10 protein-coding genes are annotated in these 12,180 nt (G+C 65.0%); 5 read left to right on the plus strand and 5 right to left on the minus strand.

Annotation, left to right across the window (positions count from 1 at the left end; all coding sequences use genetic code 11):
* The first annotated feature begins 169 nt into the window (after positions 1–169).
* Positions 170–514, plus strand: coding sequence for a DUF952 domain-containing protein (locus tag RX331_RS03440; RefSeq protein ID WP_317255258.1), 345 nt, complete (start codon positions 170–172; stop codon positions 512–514).
* Complete coding sequence (locus tag RX331_RS03445) at positions 511–1,608, plus strand: quinone-dependent dihydroorotate dehydrogenase (RefSeq protein ID WP_317255259.1); 1,098 nt, start codon at positions 511–513, stop codon at positions 1,606–1,608. The genes RX331_RS03440 and RX331_RS03445 overlap by 4 nt, the downstream gene beginning before the upstream one ends.
* A gap of 164 nt (positions 1,609–1,772) precedes the next feature.
* On the opposite strand, the gene RX331_RS03450 is transcribed toward RX331_RS03445, so the two are convergent.
* From RX331_RS03450 to RX331_RS03470, 5 genes are all read right to left on the minus strand, one after another.
* Positions 1,773–3,104 (minus strand): MATE family efflux transporter, encoded by a 1,332-nt coding sequence (locus tag RX331_RS03450; protein WP_317255260.1) that lies wholly within the window; start codon positions 3,102–3,104, stop codon positions 1,773–1,775.
* Positions 3,105–3,106: 2 nt separating this feature from the next.
* On the minus strand, positions 3,107–3,841 hold the full coding sequence (locus RX331_RS03455; RefSeq protein ID WP_317255261.1) for an MBL fold metallo-hydrolase: 735 nt from the start codon (positions 3,839–3,841) through the stop codon (positions 3,107–3,109).
* Positions 3,842–3,867: 26 nt separating this feature from the next.
* On the minus strand, positions 3,868–4,170 hold the full coding sequence (locus RX331_RS03460; protein WP_317255262.1) for a DUF6460 domain-containing protein: 303 nt from the start codon (positions 4,168–4,170) through the stop codon (positions 3,868–3,870).
* Positions 4,171–4,267: 97 nt separating this feature from the next.
* The gene (locus RX331_RS03465; RefSeq protein ID WP_317255263.1) at positions 4,268–5,920 is read right to left on the minus strand and encodes a cisplatin damage response ATP-dependent DNA ligase; all 1,653 of its coding nucleotides are present in this window, start codon (positions 5,918–5,920) and stop codon (positions 4,268–4,270) included.
* On the minus strand, positions 5,917–6,954 hold the full coding sequence (locus RX331_RS03470; RefSeq protein WP_317257993.1) for a ligase-associated DNA damage response exonuclease: 1,038 nt from the start codon (positions 6,952–6,954) through the stop codon (positions 5,917–5,919). Before RX331_RS03470 ends, RX331_RS03465 begins: the two co-directional genes overlap by 4 nt.
* Positions 6,955–7,098: 144 nt before the next feature.
* On the opposite strand from RX331_RS03470, the gene RX331_RS03475 reads away from it, so the two are divergent.
* The 3 genes from RX331_RS03475 (at position 7,099) to RX331_RS03485 (ending at position 12,139) form a co-directional block, all read left to right on the plus strand.
* Positions 7,099–8,025, plus strand: coding sequence for a class I SAM-dependent DNA methyltransferase (locus RX331_RS03475; RefSeq protein ID WP_317255264.1), 927 nt, complete (start codon positions 7,099–7,101; stop codon positions 8,023–8,025).
* Positions 8,026–8,131: 106 nt separating this feature from the next.
* Positions 8,132–9,361 (plus strand): ABC transporter substrate-binding protein, encoded by a 1,230-nt coding sequence (locus tag RX331_RS03480; RefSeq protein WP_317255265.1) that lies wholly within the window; start codon positions 8,132–8,134, stop codon positions 9,359–9,361.
* A 201-nt stretch (positions 9,362–9,562) separates the two neighbouring features.
* Positions 9,563–12,139 carry a ligase-associated DNA damage response DEXH box helicase gene (locus tag RX331_RS03485; protein WP_410708101.1) on the plus strand — a complete coding sequence of 859 codons (2,577 nt, stop codon included), beginning with the start codon at positions 9,563–9,565 and terminating at the stop codon, positions 12,137–12,139.
* Positions 12,140–12,180: the final 41 nt, after the last annotated feature.

The raw sequence follows: 12,180 nt of genomic DNA on the forward strand, positions 1-12,180 counted from the left end.
TCCCCGACGCGGTCTAGGAATTATTGCCTGATCCGGCCGGTTTGCGCAAATCTCGTGCTACGCGCTATTGCAGCGGCGCTTGAGTTGGCGGCCTGCCGCCTTTACGGTCGGCCGCCCAACCCGGCTATTTCCGGGAAACACTTGAAAGCAACGACAAGCCCGGAACGCTGTGCGTACAATTTATAAAATCACGTCCGCCTCGGCCTGGCGCGAGGCCGAACGGCAGGGCGTCTATCGCGGCAGCGCGGACGATCTGCGCGACGGCTACATTCATTTTTCCACCGCCGCGCAGGTCGCGGAGACGGCGCGAAAGCATTATTTCGGCCAAACCGGCCTGTTCCTGGTTGCGGTCGATGCCGACGCGCTCGGCGATGCGCTACGCTGGGAGCCCTCGCGCAACGACGAATTGTTCCCGCATCTCTACGGCGAACTCGATCTCGGCGCCGTGACCGATATCCTCCACATGCGCACGCGGTCCGACGGCACGCACGACATTCCGGAGCTTGCGCCGTGATCCGCGCGTTCGACGCCTTTTCGCTGCCGCTACTGCGCTGGTTCGATCCGGAGGATGCGCATCGCATGGCGATCCAAGGTCTGCGGCTGCTGCCGCCGGTCAAGCCGCGCGCCGACGACCACAAGCTGGCGGTGCGCGCCTTCGGCCTGAATTTTCCCAACCCGATCGGCATGGCGGCGGGCTTCGACAAGAGCGCGGAAGTACCGGACGCGCTGCTGCGGCTCGGCTTCGGCTTTGTCGAGATCGGCACGGTGACGCCGAAGCCGCAGGGCGGCAATCCGCGGCCGCGGCTGTTTCGCCTCGAGCGGGACGAGGCGGTGATCAACCGTATGGGCTTCAACAATGACGGCGCGGAAGCCGCGCTGCGCCGCCTCGCCGCGCGCGCCCATCATGGCGGCATCGTTGGCGTCAATGTCGGGGCCAACAAGGATTCCGCCGACCGCGTCGCCGATTACGTCAAGCTGATCGAGACTTTCGCACCGGTGGCGAGCTATTTCACCATCAACGTCTCCTCGCCGAACACGCCGGGCCTGCGCAACCTGCAGCAATCGGCGGCGCTCGACGATCTCCTCGCCAAGGTGATCGATGCGCGCGAGCGCGTGCGCAGGAACGCCGGCGATTCGCCGGTGCTGCTCAAGATCGCGCCGGATCTCAGCCTCGCCGAACTCGACGACGTCGTGCACATCGCGCGCTCGCGCCGCGTCGACGGCATGATCGTCGCCAATACCACACTGGCGCGGCCCTCGAGCCTGCGCGAACAGGCGCGCGCGAAGGAGCAGGGCGGCTTGTCCGGGCGGCCGCTGTTTCGACTGTCGACGCGGATGGTGGCGGAGACCTATGTCCGTGTCGAAGGCGCATTCCCGGTTATCGGTGTCGGCGGCATCGATTCCGGCGGTGCAGCGCTGACGAAAATCCGCGCCGGCGCCAGCCTGATCCAGCTCTACTCGTCGCTGGTCTACAAGGGGCTTGGGCTGGTCGACAACATCAAGAATGACTTGGCGTCGACGCTCCTGCGCACGGGGCGCGACTCGCTCTCCGAAATCGTCGGCGCCGATGCCGCGACCATCACTGCCGAGGACTGGCCGGTGCCGTGATCTCCTGCCCCGGACGCAGCGCAGCACGCAAGTGATGCGCTGCAGATCCGGGGCCCATCGACGCGCATAGGTCCCGGCTCTGCGGGGCGTCACCATAGCGCATCGAAGACGCGCGTGAAAGCGCTGATGGTGCCGCACCGCGTCCGGGACACGAGAGCAGTGGTCTAGTTCCTTGCTGCAAACGACTTCCTCAGCAGCGCTGGATACCTCAACGCCTCCAGCCCGCCGCGCGCGGCATAGTGCACCAGCAGCGCGCCCCACAGCCCGGCATTGCCGAACGAGCGCAGCGCGAACCAGGCGGTGAGAAAGATCGCCAGCGACGCCAGCATCAAATTTCGCATGTCACGGGCCCAGGTCGCGCCGATATAGATGCCGTCAAAGGCAAAGGCGAACACGCCGAGCAGTGGCGCGAAGATCACGAACGGCAGATAGTCGCGCGCGAGGCCGCGCACGTCCACGCTCGCCGTCATGGTGTCGATCAGCGCCGGCCCGAACAGCAGGAAACAGGCGGCGACCGCGAGCGCGAAGCCGAATCCCCACGTCACGACGAGCTTCACCGCCCCGGCAAAAGCATCCTTGTCGCGCGCGCCATAGGCGCGGCCGCAGAGCTGCTCGGCGGCATTGGCGAGGCCATCGAGAAAGAAGCCGCTGATCATCAGGAAATTATTCAGGACGGCGTTGGCGGCAAGCGTCGTATCGCCCGCGCGGGCGCCCTGCGCGTTGAAGAACAGGAAGGCCGCGATCAGCGCGGCGGTGCGGATCATGATGTCGCGGTTGACCGCGAGCATGCGCATCAGCTTGGTGCGGTCGAACAATAGCGCGCGGGAAGCCGCGAATTGCGCTTTCGAAAGGTGGCGCGCGATCAGCAGGCCGAGCATGAGGCCGACAGCCTCTGCGATCAGCGCGGCGATGGCGGCGCCGGCGATGCCGAGATCGAACACCAGCACCAGCAGGGCGGTTGCGGCGACGTTGGTGAGGTTGATGGTGATCTGGGTGCCGAGCGCGAGCCTGGCGCGGGCCTGTCCGATCAGCCAGCCGAGCATCACATAATTGCCGAGCGCCAACGGCGCCGACCAGATACGGATCACGAAATAGGTCTTTGCCGCGCCTGTGACGCCCTCGCTGCCGCCCATCGCGCCCAGCAGAACAGAGGCCAACGGCACCTGGAGCACAATGAGGGCGCCGCCGATGATGGCCGCGACGATCAATCCGCGCACCAGGATCGCGCGTAATTCCGAGGTCTCGCCGGCGCCCAGCGATTGCGCCGTAAACGCTACGGTGCTCATGCGCAGAAAGCCGAACAGCCAGAACATGCAGTCGAACAGCACCGAGGCCAGCGCCACGCCGCCGAGCAGGGTGGCGTCGCCGAGCCGGCCGATGGCGGTGGTCGAGACGATTCCGATCAACGGCGTGGTCAGGTTCGCAACCATCGCGGGGCCGGCGATGGTGAACACCTGCGCTGTCGTGACTTTCGTCGGTGCTAAGGGCGCGTGCATGCCTAGAGGGTGACGACCATGCCATCCTGGGCGGCCGTATAGGGCAGTTCGCCCAGCCGTCCCAGCATGTCGTCGCTCATATGCGTCAGCACCAGCCGTTTGGTGTTGATCTCGGGCAGATGAGCTTCCAGCGTCTTCAGGCTGAGATGGTTCTTGACGACCTTGTCGTAGTAATACGCTTCCGCGATGAAGAGATCGGCGCCGCGCGCCGCCGGGATCAGTGTTTCAGTCCATTCGGTGTCGGCGCTGTAGGTGATGACGCGGCCCTCGGCCTCGACCCGGTAGGCGAGAAAGGGCCCGCCGGATTCGCCGTGGACGACGGGATAGGGCGTCACCTTGACGGCGCCAAACGTTCGGCTCTGTTCCGGCTCGAGTGCGATGACGGAAAGATCGAAGCGCTGTGGCGTCTTAGAGGAATGCTCGAACAGCGCTTCCCGCAAATTGGCAAGCTTCGTTTCGATGCCTTGAGGGCCTGCGATAACAAGCGGGCGGGTGCGGCGGGTGAACTGTGCGTCCAGTAGCAGAAACGGCAGGCCGGCAAAATGGTCGCCGTGGAAATGCGTGATCAGGACCAGGTCGATGTCGTCGCGCGGGATGCCGAGGCGCTTCAGCGCCGGCAGCGACGACGCGCCGCAATCGATCAGGAAATTGACGCTATCGCCAGTGACGTGGAAGCAGGTGTTGAACCTGCCGCCGGAACCGAGCGCATCGCCGCAGCCTACAAATCGCACTTGCATCGACGGCTGCCTTTCACGCCTGATACTTATCGCCCGCGCTGGGCGCCGAACAGCCGCGACAGCAGCCAGATCGGGATCACGATCACCGCGCCGAGCAGGAAGTAGCGCCACAGCCAGTTCACCGCATCGAAGCCGAGATCCCAGAGCCGCTGGAACAGCATGCGGATGCTGTGCAAAATATTCCAGGGATCGAAACCGATGGCGGCAAGCACCACGCCGACCAGGATCGACAGCAGGATCAGCCGGAACGCCACCGACAGCGGCGAGCCGCCGAGAAAGCGGTACAGGCCGTCACTGCTGGCCGGCAGGTCTCTAACGTCGTTGGGCATCGATCTCTCCTCGCGGGTCGTGCCCATTATACGGCACGGCGGGGCACATGGGGAACCCGGCTCTCACAATCAATGGCCGCCATGCACGCCCTGAATGTTAATTTGCCGTCACGTTCTTCAGCATTCGCTCCAGCGTCTCCAGCCGGTCGGCCTCGCGCGGTGGCTTGTCCCAGCGCAGGCGGCTGATGCGGGGAAACCGCATCGCAACGCCGGATTTGTGCCGCGGCGAGCGGGCCAAGCCTTCGAAGGCGACTTCCAGCACCAGACCCTGGTCCGGCTCGTGCACGACGTGACGGACCGGGCCAAACTTCTCGGTCGTGTTGCGGCGGACGAAGCGGTCGATCTGCAACAATTCCTCGTCGGTGAAGCCGAAATAGGCTTTTCCGACCGGCACCAATTGCTCGCCGCCCTCGCCATCGGTCCAGACGCCGAACGTGTAGTCGGAATAATAGGACGAGCGCTTGCCGTGGCCGCGCTGCGCGTACATCAGCACGGCATCAACGATGTGCGGATCGCGCTTCCACTTCCACCACTGGCCCTTCGGGCGGCCCGGCAGATAGACGGCGTCGCGGCGCTTGAGCATCACGCCCTCGACCGCATCAGAATCTTCGCCCGCGCCGGCGCTTTTCGGATCGGTGCGCGCCGCCATCAGCGTCTCCCAGCTTTCGAAGGGGATTGTCGGCGACAGGTCGATCCTGACATCGTCGAGCTTTTTGACGAAAGCCTCGAGATGCGCGCGGCGTTCGGCAAACGGCAGTTCGCGCAGGTCGTTCTCGCCGTCGCCGAGCAGGTCGTAGGCGCGCAAGTGAATCGGAAATTCCTTGATCAGTTTCGGCGAGACGGCTTTGCGGTTCAGCCGCTGCTGCAGCACATTGAAACTCTGCACGCGGCCCTCGCGCAGCACCAGCAGCTCGCCGTCAATGGCGCCGGGCAGATGCAGCGACGGCACGAGGTCAGGAAAGCTTTTGGTAATGTCCTCTCCGGTTCGCGAATAGAGCCGCGCCTGCATGTAGCCGCGCTCATCGCGGCCCGAAACCGCCTGCACGCGAATGCCGTCCCATTTCCATTCCGCGATGAAATCGGCCGGATCGAGGCTGGCGAAATCGGTGTCCTCGATCGCATGCGCCAGCATCACCGGCCGGAACGGTGCGGGATCGCGGTTGACCGGCTTGTCGCCGCGGCCCTCTAGCCAGGCGAACAGGTCGAGATAGGGCGGGACGAGACCAGGCCAGATCAGCTCGATGTCATGCGGATCCTTGTCGCCGAGCGCGGCGGCAGCCGTCTTCGCCAGCCGCGCCGAAATGCCGATCCGCATCGCGCCGGTGACGAGTTTTAGCAGCGCCCAGCGGCCGGTCTCGTCAAGCTCGTCGAGCCAGCGCGCAAGCTGTCTTGGTAGCTCGGTCTTGCCGAGCGTACGGAGCGTGGCGACGACTTCGGAGAGGCCGGGCGGCGGCGGGTTGTTGTGGCCGGCGAGTTCTGCCTTTGGCCACATCAGCGCAACCGTCTCGGACAGGTCGCCGACGTAATCGTACGACAGCCCGAACAGCACTGGATCGGTGCGGTCGGCGATCAGGTCGCGGATCAGCCCCGGCTTGGCGTGCTTGAACGACAGCGCGCCGGTCAGCGCCGCCAGCGCATAGCCGCGATCGGGATCAGGCGTGTCGCGGAAATAGGCCGTGATCAGCCGCAGCTTATTGTTGCGGCCGGGCTCGTAGGCGAGCCGATCCAGCAGTTCGGCAAAGCGGTTCATGCATCAGCCTCGCCGGCAGCGATCATCTCGTGCTCCTCCTCGTCGCCATAGCCGACGAGGTCGAGCGGCCGTGCGGCAAGCCCGCGCGATTTGCACCAATGCACCAGCGCGTCTTCCTGGCCATGCGTGACCCAGACCTCGCCGGCGCCGGTCGCCGCGATGGTCGCGGTCAGCCCGTCCCAGTCGGCATGGTCTGATATCACCAGCGGCAATTCGACGCCGCGTTGGCGGGCCCGCGCCCGCACCCGCATCCAGCCTGAGGCAAATGCCGTGACCGGATCGGGGAAGCGCCGCGTCCAGATGTCTGAAGTGGCCGAGGGCGGCGCCAGCGTGATGGTGCCGGCGAGATCGGCCTTCTTCATGCCCTTGACCGGCTTTAGCTCGCCGAGCGCGATGCCGCGGCTTTCGTAGTAGTAGGTGATGGTCTCCATCGCGCCATGCAGATAGATCGGTGCGTCATAACCTTGCTCTCGCAGCAGCGCGATCACGCGCTGCGCCTTGCCGAGCGAATAGGCGCCGACCAGATGGGCGCGTTCCGGAAACAGCTTGACCGACGCCAGCAGCTTCTTCACTTCCTCGGCTGCGTCGCCATGGCGAAACACCGGCAGGCCGAAGGTCGCCTCGGTGATGAAGACGTCGCAAGGCACGACCTCGAACGGCGCGCAGGTCGGATCGGGCGCATCCTTGTAGTCGCCGGAGGCGACGATGCAGGTGTCTTTGCAGCTCACCGCGATCTGCGCCGAGCCCAGCACGTGGCCCGCGGGATGGAATTTTACCTTGACGTCGCCGAGCGTGATTTCCTCGCCATAGCGGATCGCCTGCGTAGCTCGGGCGAAATTCTCGCCATAGCGGAGCCGCATCATGTCGAGCGTCTCTTGGGTGGCGAGCACCGCGCCATGGCCGGCCCGCGCATGATCGGAATGGCCGTGGGTGATCACGGCCCGCTCGACCGGGCGCACGGGATCGATATGGAAGCCGCCCGGCTTGCAGCACAGGCCGGCGGGAAGGGGGATCAGGATGTCCTGCGGACGCATGCCTTCCATATAGGCAGTCTATCCGCGATGTTTAGCGGTGCGATGTTTGTTCGTCTTACGCGGGCTTGACCGGCGCGGCCATCTTTTGCGATTTCTCTGTTTTTGATGGATGGCCGGATTGCCCGGCACAATTGGTTCCCCAGCATGCCTGCCCGCCTTTTTCTCTCTTCCGGCGATCTGATGGCCGACCGTCGGTTCGAATTTGCGCGCGATCTTCAGTTGAAGGGCGATCTGCCCGCCGCCGCCGATCTGCTGTTGCAGGCGATCGATCTGGCGCCGGATTTCGCGTCCGCCTGGTTCACGCTCGGCGGCATCCGCGAAGAGCTCGGCGAGCGCGAGGCCGCCGTCGCGGCGTTCCAGAAGGCGCAGGCCTGCGATGTCGGTGATCGCCATGGCGCCGGGCTCCGCCTGATGCGGCTCGGCGCGGCGCCTCTGGCCGGGATGTCGCAGGCCTATGTGCAGACCCTGTTCGACCAATATGCGCCGCGCTTCGAATCCTCGCTCGTCGGCGATCTCGATTATCGCGGGCCGGAGCTGCTGTTTCGCGCCGTGCTGAAGGTGCGATCGGCGGAGCGCAAACCGGCGTTTTTCAAGCGCGCGATCGATCTTGGCTGCGGCACCGGCCTTGCCGCATCGGCCTTCGCCAGGAACGTCGATCATTTCATCGGTGTCGATCTGTCGCCGCGCATGATCGAACGTGCGCGCGTCACCGGCATCTATGCCGAACTGGACGTGGCTGACATGCTGCAGGGGCTCGTCGCGCAGCCGGCCGCCAGCACCAATCTCATTCTCGCCGCGGATGCCATGGTGTATGTGGCCGAGATCGCGCCCGTTCTGGAAGAAGCCAGACGTGTGCTCGTCGCCGGCGGACTGGTCGCCTTCACCACCGAAACCCATGACGGCGACGGCGTCATCATTGGCGAGGGCTTGCGCTACGCCCACGCGGCAGCTCATGTGCGCGCCACGGTCGAATCCGCCGGCCTCAAGCTGTCCCTGCTGGAAGACCGCTCCGCCCGCAACGAGGACAACACGCCGGTTCCCGGCCTGGTCGCGGTCGCTGCAAAAACTTGAGTCTAGACGCTACGCACGCCGCGAATGGCGGCGTTGCGTGCGACATGTCAGCTATTGCCACTGGCGGCGGAATGCCGGATCAAAGCTGCCACAAGGGAGAACAACAATGAAGAACAAGCAGACCCGGCGCGAATTCGGCGCCACCGCGCTCGCATCCGTCCTCGCATCCTCGGTCCCCGCGCCCTTCGTCTGGGCGGCCGAGAAAAAATACGATCCGGGCGCCAGCGACACCGAAATCAAGATCGGGCAAACCGTGCCGCATTCCGGTCCCGGCTCGCTCTATGGCGTGCTCGGGCGTGTCGGCGAGGCCTATTTCCAGATGCTGAATGAGAAGGGCGGCATCAATGGCCGCAAGGTGAAATTCTTCTCCATGGACGACGCCTATAGCGCGCCGAAATGCGTCGAGGCGACGCGGCGGCTGGTCGAGCAGGAAGAAGTGCTGGCGCTGTACGGCTCGCTCGGCACCGCGCCGCAGACCGCAGTGCACAAATATCTCAATTCAAAGGGCGTGCCGCAGCTCCTGCTCAATACCGGCGCGTCGAAATGGAACGACCCCAAGAACTTCAAATGGACGATGGCGGGCCTGCCGCTCTATCCCACCGAGGCGCGCATTCTCGCCCGCCATGTCGTCGGCGTGAGGCCGGACGCCAAGATCGGCATCCTCTACCAGAACGACGATTTCGGCCGCGACTTCCTTGCTCCCTTCAAGAAGGTGCTGGCCGATGCCGGCGGCACCGCCAAGGTGATCATGGAGCAGACCTACGATCTGACCGATCCGACGGTCGATTCGCAGCTCATCAACCTCTCGAAATCGGGCGCCGACGTTTTCTACAACATCTCGACCGGCAAGGCGTCGTCACAGTCGATCCGGAAAGTCGCGGAGCTCGGCTGGAAGCCGCTGCATCTGTTGTCGGCGGGTTCGACCGGCCGTTCGATCCTCAACGCCGCCGGCCTCGACAATGCCACCGGCATCGTCGCGATCAGATACGCCAAGGAAGTCGGCGTGCCGCGCTTCGAGAAGGATCCCGACGTGCTGGCATTCGAGGAGTTGCGCAAGAAATATTTGCCCAATGTCGATCCTGACAACACCATCGCCTTTGCCGGCTATGGCCAGGTCGCGTCAATGGCCGAAATCCTGCGCCGCTGCGGCGACGAACTGACCCGTGCCAACGTGCTGAAGCAGGCGACGATGCTGGCCGGCTTCCACTCGCCCTATTTCCTCGACGGCGTGAACTACAGCTACACGCCCGAGGACTACACGCCGATGAAGACGCTCTACATCTCGATCTTCAACGGCAAGGACTGGGATATTTCGGACAAGCCGGTGACGGAGTAGCTGCTCTTCTCCCTCGCCCCGTTCTTTGCGGGGAGAGGGCAGGGGTGAGGGGCTTTCTCCGCGCAGACGGTCGATATGATGTCCGCGGAGGGAGCCCCTCACCCGGATTGCTTCGCAATCCGACCTCTCCCCGCGAAGGGCGGGGCGAGGTGACTTCCGAGGCCTCTCGACGAACCCGTTCCGACGGCTTACCTCTTTGCTGTGCCGTCGCCCCAACCCTTGCCCTTCGCGCCGCTCGAAACGGCAGCGCTCTTGCCCGACCGCTTCCGGCGCTGGTTCGCCGCGCGCGGCTGGTCGCCGCGCGAGCATCAGCTTGCACTGCTGGCCAAGGCCGGCAAGGACCGCTCGGCATTGCTGATTGCGCCGACCGGCGCCGGCAAGACGTTGGCCGGCTTCCTGCCGACGCTGGTAGAGCTGTCGCAGCCCGCTGCCCAACGGGGGGAAGGCACGAAAAGCCTCATCTCCACCGGCCGCAGTGTGAAGCGCACCGGCGGCCTTCACACCCTCTACATTTCGCCGCTGAAGGCGCTCGCGGTCGATATCGCGCGCAACCTGGAAACGCCGATTGCCGAGATGGGACTGCCGATCAAGGTCGAAACCCGCACCGGCGATACGCCGGTGTCGCGGCGGCAGCGGCAGCGGCGCTATCCGCCTGATGTCCTGCTCACCACGCCGGAGCAACTGGCGCTGCTGCTGTCGTCGGACGACGCGCCGTTTCTGTTCTCTTCGCTGAAGCGCATCGTGCTCGACGAACTGCATGCGCTGGTCACTTCCAAGCGCGGCGATCTGTTGTCGCTGGGGCTGGCGCGGCTGTGGCGGCTGGCGCCGGAGATGCGTGCGATCGGGCTATCAGCGACGGTGGCCGAGCCGGAATCGCTGTCGCGATTTCTGGTGCCGCAGCGCGAGGGCAGGGAGACCGCCGACGTCGTCGTCGCCGGCGGCGCGGCGGCGCCCATTGTCGAGATGCTCGACACCAAGGAGCAGCTGCCCTGGGCCGGCCACACCGCGCGCCATGCGCTCGGTGAAATGTACGAGCTGATCAAGCGCAACAAGACCACGCTGATCTTCGTCAACACGCGTAGCCAAGCCGAAATGCTGTTCCAGGATTTTTGGCGCATGAACGACGACGGCCTTGCCATCGCCCTGCATCACGGCTCGCTCGATGTCGCCCAGCGCCGCAAGGTCGAGGATGCGATGGCGGCCGGGAAGCTGCGCGGCGTGGTCTGCACCTCCTCGCTCGACCTCGGCATCGACTGGGGCGACATCGATCTCGTTATCAATGTCGGCGCGCCCAAGGGTTCGTCGCGCCTGATGCAGCGCATCGGCCGCGCCAACCACCGCCTCGATGAGCCCTCGCGTGCGGTCCTGATCCCGGCCAACCGCTTCGAGGTGCTGGAATGCCGCGTCGCGATCGATGCCATCGCTGAGAATGCTCAGGATACGCCGCCGCTGCGCACCGGCGCGCTCGACGTGCTGGCGCAGCACGTGCTCGGCTGCGCCTGCGGCGAACCGTTCCTGTCCGACGAACTCTACGCGGAGGTGCTGACCTCGGCGCCTTACGCGTCGCTGACGCGAAATGATTTCGACGACGTGGTCGATTTCGTCGCCACCGGCGGCTACGCCCTGAAGACCTATGAGCGCTTTGCCCGCATCAAGCAGGACAAGCAGGGCCGCTGGCGCGTCGCCAATCCAAAAGTGCGGCAGAGCTATCGCCTCAACGTCGGCACCATTGTCGAAGACACCATGCTGAAAGTGCGGCTGGTGCGCTCCCGCAGCGGCGGGTCCGGCTCGACCGGTGCGCTCGGGCGCGGCGGGCGGATGCTGGGCGAGATCGAGGAAGCCTTCATCGAAGGTCTCGTGATCGGCGATACCTTTGTGTTCGGCGGCGAGGTCGTGCGCTACGAGGCGCTGGCCGAGGACGTTGTCTATGTCTCGCGCGCCAACGACAAGGACGCCAAGGTGCCGTCCTATATGGGCGGCAAGTTTCCGCTCTCGACCTATCTGGCTGAGCGCGTGCGCAGACTGCTGGACGATCGGCGGCAATGGAATGCGCTGCCCGAACAGGTACGCGACTGGCTGTCGCTGCAGAAGGATTTTTCGCGCGTGCCGGCGGTGCGCGAGCTGCTGGTCGAAACCTTTCCCCGCGCGAGCAAGCATTACCTTGTCTGCTATCCGTTCGAAGGGCGGCTCGCGCACCAGACACTCGGCATGCTGCTGACGCGGCGGATGGAGCGGGCGCGGGTGCGGCCGCTTGGCTTCGTCGCCAATGAATATGCGCTGGCGGCGTGGGGTCTCGGCGACATGTCGTTCATGATTCGCCACGGCAAGCTCGATCTCAACGCGCTGTTCGAGCCTGACATGCTCGGCGATGATCTCGAAGCATGGCTTGCCGAATCGGCGCTGATGAAGCGCACCTTCCGCACCTGCGCCATCATCTCCGGCCTGATCGCGCGGCGATTTACCGGGGAAGAAAAAAGCCGTCGCCAGGTGCTGTTCTCGACCGACCTGATCTACGACGTGTTGCGCAAGCACCAGGCAGATCACGTGCTGCTGCGCGCCGCGCGCGCCGACGCCGCCACCGGCCTGCTCGATCTGAAGCGATTGGGTGATATGCTCGCGCGCATCCAGGGGCGAATCACCCACCGGGAACTCGAGCATGTTTCGCCGCTCGCGGTGCCCGTGATGCTGGAAATCGGCCGCGAGTCAGTTTATGGCGAAGCATCGGACGAGTTGCTGGCGGAAGCCGCCGATGAACTCGTCAAAGAGGCGATGGGATAGGCAGGGCGATACGTGACGGCGGGGGCGCAATCTTCGGAAGA

Source organism: Bradyrhizobium sp. BWA-3-5, assembly GCF_032917985.1.
GTDB lineage: Bacteria > Pseudomonadota > Alphaproteobacteria > Rhizobiales > Xanthobacteraceae > Bradyrhizobium.